Below are 14,768 nucleotides of genomic sequence, written 5' to 3'. Positions count from 1 at the left end.
ACGTCCTGGCGACACGTCACCGGGGTGGTGGCGGGCCGACCGGACGGATCAACCCTGCGGCGCTGGTCGTCCCAGCCGCCAGCCCGACCGGCGACTCCGGGACGCTGGAATGGTGGAATGCGGTGTGACCTGCGGCGACGTATCCCGCCTGGAACGCCGAATGGAACGCGGGCCGCTTCAGCCGTTGGTGGGCCGGCCCCCCGTCGGACCCGTCGCGGAGTCGGAACTCCCCACGAGGCAGGGACTCGCCGTCGAGGGAGGGGGCACTGCGCGGCAGACGCTGATCCTCAACTCCTCCAGCGCTCATATCCCTTGACAGGTCTGGACCAATTCGATTGAGTGCGGACGGTCCCACTTCCAACCCCCACCAGGAGTGGCACGTGTTCAAGCGTCGAATCATCGCGATGTTGGCCTCGGTGGCCTTCATCGTCGGACTCATGGCTCTGGTTCCTCTCGCGTCCCCCGCGTACGCCGCGACCTGCGCGACCCCCTACTCGGCCTCCGCCGTCTACACCGGCGGCATGTCCGCCTCGTACAACGGCCACAACTGGCAGGCCAAGTGGTGGACGCAGGGCGAGACACCCTCCACCGGCGGCTCCGGTGTCTGGGCCGACCAGGGCGTCTGCGGCGGCGGCACGACCCCGCCGCCCAATCCGGGTGGTTTCGTGGTCTCCGAAGCCCAGTTCAACCAGATGTTCCCGAACCGGAACTCCTTCTACACCTACTCCGGCCTGACCGCGGCGCTCAGCGCCTACCCGGCGTTCGCGAACACCGGCAGCGACACGGTCAAGAAGCAGGAGGCGGCCGCCTTCCTCGCCAACGTCAGCCACGAGACGGGTGGCCTGGTCTACGTCGTCGAGCAGAACACCGCCAACTACCCGACCTACTGCGACAGCACGCAGCCGTACGGCTGTCCGGCAGGCCAGGCCGCGTACTACGGCCGCGGTCCGATCCAGCTGAGCTGGAACTTCAACTACAAGGCGGCGGGCGACGCGCTCGGCATCGACCTGCTGCACAACCCCAACCTGGTGCAGACCGACCCGGCCGTGGCCTGGAAGACCGGCATCTGGTACTGGATGACCCAGAACGGCCCCGGCACCATGACCCCGCACAACGCGATGGTCAACGGCGCGGGCTTCGGCGAGACCATCCGCAGCATCAACGGCTCGCTCGAGTGCAACGGCAGGAACCCGGCCCAGGTGCAGAGCCGGATCAACTCGTACCAGAACTTCGCTTCGATCCTGGGTGTCCCGACCGGCGGCAACCTCTCCTGCTGATCGCACATCCGATGCCCGGGCCGACGCGGGTTCCCACCGCGTCGGCCCGGGTGCGTGCGGAGCGCTCGGCGGAGAGGCCCTCGCCCAGCGATCCAGCCGCCGAGGCCGGCGTCGTCATCACGCGCCCGGGACCCCACCGCTGGATATCCGTTGGGCCGACCGACTTGCCTCCGGCATGATCGACTCGTGGACACCTACCTGGAGACGGAACGTCTGGCCCTGCGCCACTTCACTGCCGATGACGCGGACCTGCTGATCGAGCTGGACAGCGACCCGGCGGTGATGCGCTACCTGAGCGGCGGCACCCCGACCGCGCCGGAGCTCATCCGCGAGCGCTACCTGCCGAACATCCTCGGCCAATACGAGAAGTGGGGCGGCAACCTCGGACTGTTCGCCGCACACAAGAAGGACGACGGCGCGTTCATCGGCTGGTTCATCCTGCGTCCCGAGCCGGAGGGACCGCTGGACGAGGTCGAACTCGGTTACCGGCTGCGGCGGGCGGCTTGGGGCAAGGGCTATGCCACCGAGGGCTCGCGGGCCCTGCTGGACAAGGCGTTCAGGCAGCTCGGTGTGCGCATGGTCTGGGCTGAGACGATGGCCGTGAACCACGGTTCGCGCAACATCATGAAGAAGCTCGAGATGACGCTCGCGGACACCATCCCTACGCCGCCCGACATGGAGATGATCGAGGGCTCCCAGCATGGAGGCGTACGGTACGAGATCACCAAGGAGCAGTGGGAGCAGCAGTAGCAACGGCACGAACGGACGGTGGTCATGCCGTGGCGCTTCGCATCTGCTCGATGTACCGCAGCTCGTAGTCGTATTCCGGCATCGAGGCCCGGCGGGGCAGTACGAGCTGCCGTCGGCCTGCCTGCGGAACGTCTGCGAGGTCGCCCCGGCGACGCTGCCGCTCACCGGTCTGCCCTGGGACGGCCGCCACCTCGTCGAGAACGGCGAGGCAGTCGGCTGGATGAATGAGTCCATGGGGTGCCGTCGCGGTCGGTAGTCGAAGACGAAGTCGAAGTCGAAGTCGAAGTCGAAGTCGAAGTCGACCAGGATCGTTCGACGGGTTGGCCGGTCCTGTCGTCGAGCCGGACTGCCGCGGTGAGCGCGGGGATACGGGGCAGGACCCGGACGGCGACTCCGGCGGGACTCTTGCCGCCGTGTCGTTCCAAGTCGAGCCGGCCCTTGGGGGTCTGGTTGATCGGCTCGATGGTCTGCCGCAGCGGCTTGAACAGGTGCGCTCCGGCCCGGGCAGGCCCGCATGGAATCCCCGACTCGTTCAAACCTAGGGTGGAGATCGCCACAGCAACGGATGGGGGAACGATGCATTCACCGGACAGCGCGCTCGCACTCGGCCCGGGCGGGCCAGTTGGTACCGCTTGGATGGCCGGACTCGCCCACGGCCTGCGCGGCCTGGGCGTCGACCTGGGCACGGCGGATCTGGTCGTCGGCACCTCGGCCGGCGCCATCGTGGGCGCCGCGCTGGCCACCGGCCAGGACCTCGCGCACTTCGCCGACCCCGCCGGCAGCCGCGGCGACGGTCCCCGGTCGCCGCGGGCCGATCCGCAGCGCATGGGTGAGGTCTTCGCGGTCCTCGGTGCCGGCCTGCCACCGGAGGAGGCACGCCGGCGGGTCGGGCGGATCGCCCTCGACGCGGCCGATGCGGAGGCCGAGCAAGCCTTGGTCGCGGTGCGACGTCGGCTCGTCGGCACGGACACCTGGCCGGCTGAGCGCCGCCTGCTCATCCCTGCCGTGGAGGCGGGAAGCGGCGAACCGGTGGTCTGGGATCGCGACAGCGACGTCCCGCTGGCGGCTGCCGTCGCGGCCTCGAGCGCGTTCCCGGGCGCGGCGCCTCCCGTATCGGTCGGCGGGCGCCACTACATCGACGGCGCGCTGCGGGCAGGCACCAACGTGGATCTCGCGGCCGGTGCGCGTACGTTGGTCGTCGTGGAGTCGATGGCGCGTCAGGCTCCCGGGCAGGAAGCGTCGGCCGCGCTGGGCGCGGAGACGGTGGTGTCGCTGTTCCCGGACGCGGCATCGGCGGCGGCGCTCGGCACGGACCCGTCGGACCCGTCGGACCCGTCGGCGTGGGTGCCTGCGTTCCAAGCGGGGCAGCGGCAAGCCGTAGCCGCGCGGGAGCAGTTGGCCGGAGTCTGGGCCGTAGGCTGACGAACGCGAGACGCTACGCGACATGCTGGGCACAGCGTCCTACGTGGTAGCCGCTCACCCGTGACAGACGAATCATCGGGGACAAGAAAGACCGCGGCCTTCATGACCACCGTCGTACGCCTGACGCCGCGCCGTTTCGACTACCAGATACCGCAGGACATGGACTCCCGCGACCAGACCTCGATGACGGTTCTTCCGCGGTCGGTGATCCTCACGTCTCCTTCCGGAACGTCGCACGGCACCCCGCGATCGTGGCCCTTGTAGTCAGCGCGGTCCTGCATGACTTGCGGTGGTCACCAACGCCGACAACAGGCTTGTGACGTCGTTGCCGCCGGCCGTGGCGACCGCGCCGACGCGGCCACCGACCCTCCCGCCGCGGGCCGAGGCCCCTTCGCGGGATCCGCCCCGCAAGACGGTGCGAACGGTTCAGCGGCCGGTGCGCGGGACGGGCCGTACGAGCGAAATGACCTGTCTCCTACCCCGTCGCCGTCGAGCAACCGCCCGTGCCGGGTGAGCCGGCCGAGGCGGTCCGGCTGCGTCAGGCGATGGGCGAGACGGTGATCGACGGCGGCTGGGCCCCGTCCGAGCCGGTGCGCCTTCAGGCCCCCTTGGAATCGATCATCCAGGGAAACGGGAGGCGGTCTACCGGCGGACCGCCGAGATCAGTCCGCCGGGCCGCTCCTCGCGCTGCGGCGGGGTGTTGATCGGGCGGCCGTAGGCGGCAGCGCGCTCGCGCAAGGTGTGGCTGTCGGCCTCCCAGCCGTGCCCGGCCAGCCAGCCCACCGGGTCGTCGGGCATCTCCGACACCCACATGGAAGCCGCCGAGCCCGGCACGGCGTCCGCGCCGAAGCGCTCGATCACGCCGCGCGAGCCCAACGTCAGCCCCAGCCGACTGCCCGCCGCCGACTGCGCGCTGATCCGGGTCAGCAGCAACTCCACCGCGTCCTCCGGCAGATAGATCAGCAGTCCTTCGGCGATCCACACGGTCGGCACCGCCGGGTCGTGCCCCGCTGCGGCCAGCGCGGCCGGCCAGTCCTCACGCAGATCGACCGCGACGGTGATGCGCTCGCAGCGCGCGACGGCCCGCTCCTGGCGCAGCACCGAAGCCTTGAAGTCCAGTGGGGCGGCGGTGTCGACCTCGAACAGCCGGGTGCCCTCGGGCCAGTCCATCCGGAAGGCCCGGCTGTCCATGCCGGCGCCGAGCAGCACGACCTGCCGGACCCCGGCCGCGGAGGCCTGCTGCAACAGGTCGTCGAGGAATTTCGTCCTGATGACGATGGAGAACGACACGGCGAGCCGACGGCGTCGCGCGGCCTCGTCGTCGAGCGGCGGCGAGGAGGGCCACAGGCCGCCGGCGGCGGCGAAGGCCTGTGCCAGTGGGTCGCGGAACAGCGCGTTCTCCCGCTCGGTCTCCAGCGCCCGGACCCTGGCCACTCCCACCGCCGTGGCCCACACTCCCGACGGCCGCACCCGCTCCTGCTCATCAGTCACCACGCCAGCCTAGGCGATCGATCCCAGGCGGTCTGATGAATGGAGCCGACCAGCGGTCCCCCTGCCGACGTGGGCAGGTCTCTGCCGGACTCTGGGAAAGCCGCCGATGCTCGCGTGGGGGGGCCGACTTCAGCCGCCTGGGTGGGGCCGTCGAACGGTGTCGCAGTCAATGACGTGTACGCGAGTGGGGGCCGGTCGGCCCTGGGCTGAGGGCCTTGTCCCGCCGTGAGCCGGCGGGGATCATGATCGCGTGCCGCACCAAGAGGACCTCCACGCAGTACTCGCACGCGCCGGACTCACGGTCGTCGAGGACGTGCGCCCTGGCAGCCTGTTTCCGCCGGAGGCCGGCTGGCGGATCGCGCGGGGGATCGCGGCGCCGGACGGCGCGGCCCGGGAAGCGTTCGATGCCGAGTGGTGGCGTCGTCTTCGCGATGTCGACGGCGAATTCCTGGTGGCCGTCCTCGGGCACCGGATCGGCGGCAACGACTCCTGGTGGACCCGGGTCCGGCACGTCGGCAGCGGCGTGCCGGAGCTGACCGGCGGCCCCGGGTTCGTGGCGCTCTCCCTCGACGGGCAGGTGCTGCTGGCGGAGGTGCCCGGCGCGGGCGGGCCCAGGGTGACGGCCCTCGACCGACTGCCGGAGCGGCTGGAGGAGGCTGCCGCGGCCGCCGGGCGCGAGACGGAGGTCGAGCGCGCCGAGGTGTGGGCGGCGGTGCCCGGCCGACCCGCGTGGCCCCTGCACTGGGCGGAGGGGATCGGGTTCAATCCGGCCGCGACGGACGAACTGCTGATCCGGCTGCTGGATGTCGAGGAGGGCTTCCTGCACGGGTGCGACCGGCCCGCCGTCCTCGACGCCGCCGTGGCACACCCCGATCCGCGGGTGCGGTCAAGGCCCGCCGACACCTTCCGGCCCAGGCTCACGTCCGATCAGTGGGTACGCCTGGTCCGCGCCGAGCCATCGCCCGAGCGACGCGTGCTCTGGGCGGAGCGCGCCTGCATCTGGGGCGCCGAACTCCCCGAGGACTTGTACGACGACCTCCTCGCCGGCCCGTCCCGCGCGGGAGCCGCCGAACTCCCGGGACTCCCCGCACAGCACCTCCCTGTCCTCGCGGCGGACGCCGATCCCCGCGTGCGGGCGGCGGCCTGTGCCCGGTGGGAGGACCTCGCCGCGCCACTGCGGGAACGGCTGCTGGCCGACACCGACCGTGCGGTGCGAACGGCTGCGCTGCTCGCCCACCACACCGGCGTACCCATGCCTCGCGAGGTTTTCGCCGCCCTGCCCGACCCGCGGCGGGCGCTCGAACGGTGCCGCCTCGCGCCCGAGCTGGAAGCGGAGCTGGTCCAGTACGGGGACGCGGAGGTACGTCTGGCGCTGGCAGCCAATCCAGGCCTGGGCGCGCAGGGCGTCGCCGTGCTGGCGGAGGACCCGCAGGACGACATCCGCTCGGCGGTGGCGCTGCGCCCCGACCTCACGGAAGAGCAACGTGCCGCGGTCCGCCACGACTTCGATCCGACGTCGATGTCGTACACCCTGCCCTGGGTCGAGGACCTGCACGGCGACGCCGACGCGATGCGCCGTCTCGCCGCGTCGTCCCATCCGCTGGTCCGCCGCAGTGTGGCCCGAGCCCGGCACCTCCCGCCGGATGTCGTGGCGCGTCTGGCGCGGGACGGGGACCGGGCGGTCCGCCTGTTCCTCGCCGAATCGTGCGAGGACGCGCCGGCCGACATGCTGCTGGAGGTCTGGCGCTGGTGGGACGGCAGCTTCAGCCACCCCGACCGGCCCCGCAGCCACCCCAACTTCCCCCGTGCGGGCCTCCTGCGCTACGCCGCCGACCCCAGCGGGCGAATGCGCCGCCTGGCCCTGGACGATCCGGAGTCGACAGCGGCCGATGTCGCACGCCTGGCCCGGGATCCCGAAGCCGAGGTTCGCCGCCGCGCGGCCGAGGACCCCCGGCTGTCACCGGCCGACGCGGTGCGGCTGCTGAACGACCCGGAGGGTCACGTCCGCGGCACCGCGGTGCGCAATCCGCGGCTGCCGGCCCGCGTCCTGGCCGGGCTGCTGCACGACCGCGACACGGCATACGCAGCGGTCACCAACCCGGCGATCCCCGTCCCCGTCCTGCACCGCATCCTTGCCGCGGTTGCGGCAGCCCCGCGCTGAACACCGACACCTCGCACGACGGCCGTGCTGCTCCGACGCCGGCTGGTACGCCCGGACGGAGTTCCTCGGACAACGGCATGGACCGACCATAGCTCCGGCCTCGATGTCGGTCCGCCCGGTCTCCTCACGCAACTCGCGCTCGGCTGCCTGAAGGCCACGGCCCGCGCCCTCGTCGCCGGTGGCCCGGCCACCGGGCCCCGCCTACCGGGCCGCGGTTCGGTCCAGTTTGAGAACCCAGTAGCCCGACGCCCCGGCCGTGACGGTGTACCGGGTACGGGGGTGGAGCTGTTCGGCGTGGGCAAGCACGTCGGTGCTGCTGCTGCCGGGGTCGTAGGAGGCGATGTATTCGGGGCGGATCCCGTGGGTGTTGCCCATCCAGTACAAGCGGCACCGCTCGGCCAGGTGGGCGGTGGGAATGATGTCGGCCTCGACAGTGGCGCCGTCGGGGATGGTGGCCAGTGTGCGTTCGGCGACCGCGGCCATGGGATCGGTGCGGTAGGTGCCGGGTTCGGTCAGGGTGCTGAAGGGCAGGTTGGTGCTCAGGGCGAGAGCGGTGGCCAGGAGCGCGGTGGGCAGGTGGTGGGCGTAGGAGCGCAGCGCAGGGCGGCGGGCGAAGCGCGTGATGCTCAGGGCGTCGGCCAGGGCCAGCGCGGTGATGGGCATGAGGACGGCGCTGTAGTGCCAGTCGGTGCTCCAATAGTGTTCGTCGTTCGACATGAACCGCCAGGCGAGGGTCGGCACGGCGGCCAGCAGAACCGGGGAGCGCAGAGCGAGCAGCCCGGTTGTGGGCAGGAGGGTCCACACGAGGGTGCGTACCTTTTCCTCCGTGCCCTGCTGGGTCAGGGCGGTGAGCGCGCCGGGGCCGGTGCCCATCTTCGTCCAGTAGTCGTATCCGTGCGGATTGAACGCCGGGATCACGACGGTGACGGTGATCAGGCAGCACAGGGCCCCCAGGGCAGCCGTCGCCAGCGCCGTAGCCAGCAGGCGGCTGCTCCGGCGGCAGCGCCAGGCGATGACGAGGGCGATGGCGGTGGCTGTCAGGCCGAGGTCTTCCTTGACCAGGACGAGCGGGAGCGTCCACAGCAGGGCTGCTCGCCACCGGCGTGTCACCAGGGCGGACAAAGCCGAGGCAATGATCGGTACAGCGAAAGCGATCTCGTGGAAGTCGAAATCAGCCGCCTTCTGCAGTCCCCATGACAAGCCGTAGGCGACTGCGAGCAACACGCCCGTGCGGCGTCCCAGCAACTGTGTACTGGCTTTGGTGACGGGCCAGACCGACCAGCCGAGCAGGAGCGACTGCGCGATCAGGAGCGTGGCCGGAGTCGGCCATATTCGGTAGAAAGGGGCGAGGATGACGAGGACGGGGCTGAAATGGTCCCCGAGGATGTGAAAGCCCGGCCCTTTGAGATCGGACACCGGCGCCCGGAGATGCGCGTAACTCTCCACAACCTGCACGAAGATACCCAGATCCCATGACATGCTGCGGAAGTTCGCCCACCGCGACAGGGCCAGGACCAGGTACAGGACTGCGAAGCCGGCAGCCAGTAACGGACCGTCCGCGCGTCCGCGGGAGGGCCGCGTGAGCGACTCCTTCAGCGCCTGGACAGGTTCTGCGGTCCGGGCCGGGGGAGACAAGGGCGTGTCGGCTACGGTCATGGATGCTCCCCTGAGTCGGAGGTGGACGGGAACAGCGAGGAGACCGGGGCGGTGGTCGGCGGCGTGGTCAACCGGGCCGGCGGTGCCGCCGGCGGCTCGTCGTGGGAAGAGGACAGAGCCGAGACGGTCGCGACCAGCAGTCCGCTGGCCACCACCACGGCTGCCGCGGCAGCCGCCATCCGGCGCCGGCGCCGGGCAGCGCCCGAAGCGGTGATCGTCGCCCCGGCGCACGGGGCCGCGGAGCGCGCGGCGGCGTCAGCGGCCAAGCCGAAGAGCCGGCGTAGCTGGGCCTCGTCCTCCCCTGTGCGGAAATCTTCAGGCACCGGATGGACCTCCCTCGACGTCCTGCAAGAGACCGTTCAAGGCAGTGCGGCCCCGGGAAAGGTGGGTCTTGACGGTTCCGGTGCTCATGCCGGCTTCGGAAGCGACCTGCTCCACCGTCATGTCGCAGAGGTAGAACATGACCATCACCAGCCGCTGCCGCTCCGGCAGCCGCCCGAGGGCCTGGGCCAGCATCACCGTCTGTTCATCGGGCGCGGCCACCTCGGCCGGACGGCCGACCATCGCACGCTCCCACGCGTCCCGGCCACGGCGCACACGCCGGAAACGACTGATGGCCAGCCGGAACGCCACCGTGCGCACCCACGCTTCGGGAGCGGCATCGGCCTTGATGGAGCGTCGGCGTGTCCAGCAGCGGACGAAGGCGTCCTGCACCACATCCTCTGCCTCGTGCAGACTGCCCGTCAGCAGGTACACCTGTCCTATCAGACGTCTCACGCACAACGCGTAGAACTCCTCGTATTCCTCAGTCGTCAATCCCGGGCTCCCTGGGCTGTGCTGTCACCATCCGTACGCACAGCAGCCGGGATCCGGTTGACATCCCTCGGAAAGTTCACGCTGCGTAACTGACTCGTGCCTCGGCCGGCCCGGGCGGGGCGGACGGCAGGAAGCCCCGTCGGCTTCTCCGCGGTCCTGCCGGAAGGCCGCAACGCCGGGCCACTCGCGGGCGGCAGGTCTGCATGACGTGGATGTGCGCGAACGGCCCCGCCGTCAAGGCCGGCACAGCATCGGCGCCTTCGGCGCGTACATCAACCGGAGGCGTACGGGCGCGCCCATGGTGGTGCGGGCCGGGGCACCCAGGATGCACCCGGCCCAACCCCGGAACCCCGCAGCCGGCTCCACCTGGACGTGCAGGGCCTCGGCGGTGTGCGGCGTGGTGAGCGCGCATGCACTGGTCACCCCGGCATGCCACGCCTCGGCCGTGCGGGCCGGCCACGGCGAAGGCCGCGTGGTGAAGGCCGCCACCGCACCGCCCGCGGTTCGCAGTCCGCGGTCCTCGGCCCGCAGTTCGCTGTTCTCGGTTCGCGGTTCGCGGTTCGCGGTTCGCTGTTCGCTGTTCGCTGTTCGCTGTTCGCTGTTCGCTGTTCGTAGAGGATCTTGTAGTTCTTCGTCCGGGAGCACGGTCACGGTCACGTCTCGGCAGTGCTCGGCGTCGCCCGTCCTGGCGCGCAGAGGACGCGCTGACCACGTGGCCTCCTGCGAACGGCGCCCCCGGACGTGTCAGAGGCTCAGAGCTTCGTGAAGCACATCGTGGAGCCGCGGCCCCGGCGGGTGACCTTGATGCCGTAGTCGAAGTCGGCCCCGCACCGCTGGTCCGCGACCACCAAGTCGCCCATCTTGTACTCGGCCTCGGGAGAGTCGCAGTCGACGACCGTCGGAACCGGACTGCCCTGAGGGTCCTCGACCTTGACGCAGTCGCCGATGGTGGGGTTGTGCGACGCCGCCTCGGCCTCCTTCTTCGCCTTGCCGCCATTGGGATCGGTGTTGTAGTCCCAGACCCAGTAGCCGAGGGCGCCGAACACGGCTATGACGATGACGGCGGACCTCAGCATCCGGCCCATCCCGCCCGGCTGCGGCCGCTGCGGTCCACGGGGAGGCTGCGGCTGCTGGGGGTGACCGTAGTTGGCCTGGGGCTGTGGCTGCTGCGGGTGCCCGTATGACGCCTGAGGCTGCTGCGGGTATCCGTAGGGCTGCTGCGGCTGCCCGTACGGCGGCTGATTCTGGTACTGCGGCGGAGGCGTCGACATGCCTGAGAGACCCCGTTGTTGAGTATCGGACCTTGATCTTTGCGAGTGCGAGGCTATCTCCCGGCATCGCACGCTCGCCAACGGCGGTCACGGATGCCCCACGCCACTCGGAAGACACCCGCAGGTGCCGGGTCCCGTGCACTCGGCGCGCCCCGGTCGAGCGGAACAGCGGTGCAGCCGGTCCCGGCTCCAACCGACGGTTCCACGAGAGGTTGTCGGTGGTAGCTCCCACCGTGCGGAGCGTGGGGGCTGCCTTACGAAGTACTCACAGGAACCTGGCTGTTGAATCAGGGTCGGGACTTCCGCGGCGCGCCGGTGCGCCACGCCCTCAGCGTGCCCGCGCCACCGAGGGTGTGCCGGATGACTCGTCCCGCACCGGTGCCTGCGGCCGTGCCGCCCAGGCCACGAGGAGGACGACGACTCCGCAGGCGGCGACCAGGAACCAGCCCGGGCGGGAGGCGTGGGCGAGTCCCGCCGGGCCCTCGCCCGCGACCAGGCCGCCGGCCAGGGCGATGCCGAGGGCCGCGCCGACCTGGCGTGCGGTCGACGTGATGGCGCCCGCCACGCCGGCCCGGGCGGGAGGCAGCCCGCTGACCGCCGTGTTCGTGATCGGGGCGTTGGCGAAGCCGAACCCGACGCCGATGAGCAGATAAGCGAACAGGAGCAGGAAGACGCTCGTGTGCCGGTCGAGCCCGACCAGGCACAGCCCGCCGGCGGTGAGGAAGCCGCCCGCCACCCACAGCGGCGGCCGCGGACCCACGCGGCCCACCAGACGGCCGGACCACGGTGCGCAGACGGTCGCCCCGACCGCCATGGGGAGCGTCGCCGCGCCCGCGGCCAGCGGGGTGAATCCCCGGGTGTGCTGAAGGTAGAGGGTGTTGAGCAGCAGCGCCGCGTTCAGGGCGACGAACACCGCCACGGCGCCCAGGACCGCGCCGCTGAACGCGGTGCCCCGGAAGAGCCGGGGATCCATCAGCGGCTCCTCGCGCCGGAACTCCACCCGCACGAATCCTGCTGTAGCCGCGACGGCGACGGCGTAGGCGGTCAGGGCGGCCGGTGACGACCAGCCGATGCGGGGGCCCTCGATGAGTACGCCGACCCACATCCCGATGGTCACGGTCAGCAGGATCTGCCCCGGAATGTCGAGCCGCCGTGCCTTCGGCGCCCGGGACTCGGGCACGAACACCGCGCTGAGTACGAGGGCGGCCACGATGACCGGGGCGTTGATCCAGAACAGCGACCGCCAGCCGAGGCCCGCGACGAGGGCACCGCCGGTGACCGGGCCTGCGGCCATGCTGAGCCCGAACACCGAGCCCCAGACGCCGATCGCCTGGGCCCGCTCCCGCGGATCGGGCATCGCGTTCACCACGATCGCGAGGGCCACGGGGCTGAGCATGGAGGCGCCGATCCCCTGCGCCGCGCGGGCCGCGACCAGCGCGCCCACCGACGGGGCCAGCGCGCAGGCCAGCGAGGCCACGCCGAACACCGTCAGCCCCCACTGGAACACCCGTCGGCGCCCGAACCGGTCCGCCAGCGCACCGGAGGAGATCAGCAGGCCGGCCAGGACGACGGTGTACGCGTCCACGGTCCACTCCAGGCTGCGTGTCCCCACGTCCAGACCCCTGCCGATGGCGGGCAGGCCGACGTTGACGACGGTGGTGTCCAGGCCGACCAGGAACATGCTCAGGCAGCAGACGGCCAGCACCGTCCAGCGTCTGCGTTTGCTCAGCGCAGCGGGTTGAGCGGGGGAAGTCGTCACGGTCATCGTCACCTCTCCGGTACACGGGTCGTACCGGGTCAGGCTCGGGCAGCAGCACGCCCATCGACCAGTTTCTTTGCGAAGACCGCAAACGACAGGGCCCGACCGTCCGCCTCCTCAGTCCGCGCCGCGGTGCTCCAACAGGCGGGGGACCTGGGCGCGTACGACGTCCCACGCGGCGGCCGGCAGGTCGCCGAGGCCCGTGGCGCGCAGGGTGTCCAGGGTCTCCTCGGCGTCGGCGCCGCCGAGGGCGGTGCCGCTGAGCACGTCGTAGCCGTCCCGTACGGCGACGCGCAGGCGCTCCGGCGTCCCGTCCCCGGAGTGCAGGGCCGAGGCCACTACGAGGGGTGGCTCCCCGCCGGCCTCGCCGGGCAGTTTGCGGTACGCCGAGGCGATCGGTGTGCGCCAGCGCAGGGTGAGCAGCAGGGGACGCTTGGCGACCACCTCCGCCAGGTCCGCCTCGCGGACGCCGTCGGATTCCAGGACCGTGGCACGGGCGTCGAGGACGAGCGCGGGGGGCAGCAGGCAACGCAGCGTACTGCCGACGATGTTGCCGCCGACGGTCGCCGTCCGCCGCACGGCGCCGGTGCCGACCGTGGCGGCGGCCAGCCGCAGGACGTCCGGTACGCGGGTGTCGATGCGGTGCAGGACCACGGCGCTGCCGACGGTCTCCTTTCCTATGACGTTGGCCTCCGGCAACTCGCTCAGCGATATCGCGAGTTCGGGGAATCCGTCGCGCTGCCAGGTCGCCCAGACAAGCGTCGCCCCGCCTATGGGCACGGCCCCCTCGGCGAGGCACTCCTGGGCTTCCGGCACGGACGTGGGCAGACGCAACAGCACAGCGGCCGACCTGCCTTCCTGGGGCTCGGGACGATGGGCGGGCGGCGCCCGGCCACCTGCCCGCCGACAGCGCAGTCTTGTCGCGGGGACGGGGGCGCGTCCAGGGCTCACACGAGCATGCGACGCGCGCTGACCGGCCACGGCGTCGGAAAGCCGTCAACGGGCCGCACGTCACTGGCCAGCGGCACCCGGTGTGCCTGGTAACCGGTGCTTCTGTCCGGCATCCGGTGCGTCCAGCATCCGGTGCGTCCAGCATCCTGTTCCAGTCTCCGGGGTTCCATCTTCCAGGCTACGGGACCCGGTTCGGCCGTCCGCTGTCGTCGTTCGCCTTCCCGGACGGCGCCAGGACGGCGCCAAGAAGGCGTCATGACGGCGTCAGGACGGCGGACGCCAGGTGGTCGCGGAACCAACGGTGGCCGGGATCGGCCGAGTTGCGTGGGTGCCAGGCCATGCCGAGGTCGAGCGGGCCCAGGTCGAGGGGGATGGGGAAGGTGCGCAGGCCCAGTGCGGCGATGGTGTCGGGCAGCCACTCGGCGAGGGTGAGGGCGACGAGGTCGGTGGCGCGGGCGAGCAGCATCGCGCTGGTGTGGCTGGGCACGACGACCGCGGTACGGCGCCGCAGCCCGCGCTCCGCGAGTGCGCTGTCGATGGGTCCGAGGCGCTTGCCCAGCCGGGAGATGCCGATGTGGTCGGCCGCCGCGAACCGGCGGGCGTCGATGTGCCCGTCGAAGAGCGGATGACCGCGCCGGGCGACGCCGACCAGCGTCGTCCGGGTGAGCTGCCGGGTGTGGACCTCCGGGTCCAGGTGGCCGAGGACGCCCAGTTCGACGTCCACCGAGCCCTGCCTCAGTCCTGGGCCGCCCTCGATCGCCTCCGGCAGGAACACCACGTCCACGTGCGGGGCCTCCGCGTGGATCCGGTCGGTCAACGTACCGGCCAGCCCTGTCAGAAGCAGGTCGGCCGCCTGCACGGTGAAGGTGCGCTGGAGATGAGCGGCGTCGAAACCGGCCCCGGGACGCAGGACGTTGTCACAGTTGCGCAGCAACGCGGCGACCTCGTCTCGCAGTTCCAGGGCCCGCGGGGTAGGCACCATGCCCTGCCCGGCGCGGACGAGCAGCGGGTCGCCGACGGCGCGGCGGAGCCGGGCCAGCGTGCGGCTGACGGCCGCGGCGGACGTCCCCAGGCGCTCCGCGGCGCGGGTCACGCTGTTCTCCTGGAGTAGAGCGTCCAGAACTCTCAGCAGATTGAGATCCATTCAAGCTCCTGAACTGGAGTCTTACGCCTCAGTCAATAATGAGATGCCGATCATTGCATTGTTCCGGCGT

14 protein-coding genes and 2 pseudogenes are annotated in these 14,768 nt (G+C 71.4%); 6 read left to right on the top strand and 10 right to left on the bottom strand.

Going from position 1 to position 14,768, the window contains the following annotated elements:
• Positions 1-404: 404 nt before the first annotated feature.
• Together JK361_RS06565 and JK361_RS06560 are read left to right on the top strand one after the other, a co-directional pair.
• Positions 405-1,277 carry a glycoside hydrolase family 19 protein gene (locus tag JK361_RS06565; RefSeq protein ID WP_201815009.1) on the top strand — a complete coding sequence of 291 codons (873 nt, stop codon included), beginning with the start codon at positions 405-407 and terminating at the stop codon, positions 1,275-1,277.
• A gap of 186 nt (positions 1,278-1,463) precedes the next feature.
• On the top strand, positions 1,464-2,027 hold the full coding sequence (locus tag JK361_RS06560; RefSeq protein ID WP_201814695.1) for a GNAT family N-acetyltransferase: 564 nt from the start codon (positions 1,464-1,466) through the stop codon (positions 2,025-2,027).
• Positions 2,028-2,332: 305 nt separating this feature from the next.
• On the opposite strand, the pseudogene JK361_RS42845 reads toward JK361_RS06560, so the two are convergent.
• Positions 2,333-2,536, bottom strand: a pseudogene (locus tag JK361_RS42845) (IS982 family transposase); the annotation flags it as partial.
• On the opposite strand from JK361_RS42845, the gene JK361_RS06555 reads away from it, so the two are divergent.
• The 3 genes and pseudogenes from JK361_RS06555 to JK361_RS06550 all read left to right on the top strand — a co-directional run bounded on the left by JK361_RS06555 (position 2,490) and on the right by JK361_RS06550 (position 3,713).
• Positions 2,490-3,449, top strand: coding sequence for a patatin-like phospholipase family protein (locus JK361_RS06555; RefSeq protein ID WP_372448693.1), 960 nt, complete (start codon positions 2,490-2,492; stop codon positions 3,447-3,449). The pseudogene JK361_RS42845 and the gene JK361_RS06555 sit on opposite strands and share 47 nt — an antisense overlap.
• A pseudogene (locus tag JK361_RS42840) lies at positions 3,445-3,547 on the top strand (IS982 family transposase); the annotation flags it as partial. The gene JK361_RS06555 and the pseudogene JK361_RS42840, both read left to right, overlap by 5 nt.
• Before the next feature lie 4 nt (positions 3,548-3,551).
• Positions 3,552-3,713: a hypothetical protein gene (locus JK361_RS06550; RefSeq protein WP_201814693.1), complete on the top strand. Its 162-nt coding sequence runs from the start codon at positions 3,552-3,554 to the stop codon at positions 3,711-3,713.
• A gap of 378 nt (positions 3,714-4,091) precedes the next feature.
• On the opposite strand, the gene JK361_RS06545 is transcribed toward JK361_RS06550, so the two are convergent.
• Positions 4,092-4,904 (bottom strand): class I SAM-dependent methyltransferase, encoded by an 813-nt coding sequence (locus JK361_RS06545; protein ID WP_201815008.1) that lies wholly within the window; start codon positions 4,902-4,904, stop codon positions 4,092-4,094.
• A gap of 286 nt (positions 4,905-5,190) precedes the next feature.
• Here JK361_RS06545 and JK361_RS06540 point away from each other — a divergent pair, with 286 nt between their 5' ends.
• Positions 5,191-7,101 (top strand): hypothetical protein, encoded by a 1,911-nt coding sequence (locus JK361_RS06540; protein WP_201814692.1) that lies wholly within the window; start codon positions 5,191-5,193, stop codon positions 7,099-7,101.
• Positions 7,102-7,302: 201 nt separating this feature from the next.
• On the opposite strand, the gene JK361_RS06535 is transcribed toward JK361_RS06540, so the two are convergent.
• The 8 genes from JK361_RS06535 to JK361_RS06500 form a co-directional block, all read right to left on the bottom strand.
• Positions 7,303-8,757 (bottom strand): DUF2079 domain-containing protein, encoded by a 1,455-nt coding sequence (locus JK361_RS06535; RefSeq protein WP_201814691.1) that lies wholly within the window; start codon positions 8,755-8,757, stop codon positions 7,303-7,305.
• On the bottom strand, positions 8,754-9,080 hold the full coding sequence (locus tag JK361_RS06530) for a hypothetical protein (protein WP_201814690.1): 327 nt from the start codon (positions 9,078-9,080) through the stop codon (positions 8,754-8,756). Before JK361_RS06530 ends, JK361_RS06535 begins: the two co-directional genes overlap by 4 nt.
• A complete protein-coding gene (locus JK361_RS06525) occupies positions 9,073-9,573 on the bottom strand; it encodes a SigE family RNA polymerase sigma factor (RefSeq protein WP_201814689.1) in 501 nt (166 codons plus the stop codon). Before JK361_RS06525 ends, JK361_RS06530 begins: the two co-directional genes overlap by 8 nt.
• A 234-nt stretch (positions 9,574-9,807) precedes the next feature.
• On the bottom strand, positions 9,808-10,230 hold the full coding sequence (locus tag JK361_RS06520; RefSeq protein ID WP_201814688.1) for a hypothetical protein: 423 nt from the start codon (positions 10,228-10,230) through the stop codon (positions 9,808-9,810).
• Positions 10,231-10,325: 95 nt separating this feature from the next.
• The gene (locus JK361_RS06515) at positions 10,326-10,844 is read right to left on the bottom strand and encodes an LppU/SCO3897 family protein (protein ID WP_201814687.1); all 519 of its coding nucleotides are present in this window, start codon (positions 10,842-10,844) and stop codon (positions 10,326-10,328) included.
• Between the two features lie 328 nt (positions 10,845-11,172).
• A complete protein-coding gene (locus tag JK361_RS06510; RefSeq protein WP_201814686.1) occupies positions 11,173-12,609 on the bottom strand; it encodes an MFS transporter in 1,437 nt (478 codons plus the stop codon).
• Positions 12,610-12,720: 111 nt separating this feature from the next.
• A complete protein-coding gene (locus JK361_RS06505) occupies positions 12,721-13,443 on the bottom strand; it encodes an FAD binding domain-containing protein (protein WP_201814685.1) in 723 nt (240 codons plus the stop codon).
• A 364-nt stretch (positions 13,444-13,807) separates the two neighbouring features.
• On the bottom strand, positions 13,808-14,698 hold the full coding sequence (locus JK361_RS06500; protein ID WP_201814684.1) for a LysR family transcriptional regulator: 891 nt from the start codon (positions 14,696-14,698) through the stop codon (positions 13,808-13,810).
• Positions 14,699-14,768: the final 70 nt, after the last annotated feature.

It is taken from the genome of Streptomyces musisoli (assembly GCF_016741855.1).
Taxonomy (GTDB): Bacteria; Actinomycetota; Actinomycetes; order Streptomycetales; family Streptomycetaceae; genus Streptomyces; species Streptomyces musisoli.
Note: the sequence above shows the minus strand (reverse complement) of the source record. Positions and strands in the feature narration are given on the sequence as shown.

Excerpts from the sequence above, each read along its gene's own strand:
- JK361_RS06515 (WP_201814687.1), bottom strand. The coding sequence starts at position 10,844 with ATGTCGACGCCTCCGCCGCAGTACCAGAATCAGCCGCCGTACGGGCAG.
- JK361_RS06550 (WP_201814693.1), top strand. The coding sequence starts at position 3,552 with ATGACCACCGTCGTACGCCTGACGCCGCGCCGTTTCGACTACCAGATA.
- JK361_RS06565 (WP_201815009.1), top strand. The coding sequence starts at position 405 with ATGTTGGCCTCGGTGGCCTTCATCGTCGGACTCATGGCTCTGGTTCCT.
- JK361_RS06555 (WP_372448693.1), top strand. The coding sequence starts at position 2,490 with ATGGTCTGCCGCAGCGGCTTGAACAGGTGCGCTCCGGCCCGGGCAGGC.
- JK361_RS06510 (WP_201814686.1), bottom strand. The coding sequence starts at position 12,609 with ATGACCGTGACGACTTCCCCCGCTCAACCCGCTGCGCTGAGCAAACGC.
- JK361_RS06535 (WP_201814691.1), bottom strand. The coding sequence starts at position 8,757 with ATGACCGTAGCCGACACGCCCTTGTCTCCCCCGGCCCGGACCGCAGAA.
- JK361_RS06500 (WP_201814684.1), bottom strand. The coding sequence starts at position 14,698 with ATGGATCTCAATCTGCTGAGAGTTCTGGACGCTCTACTCCAGGAGAAC.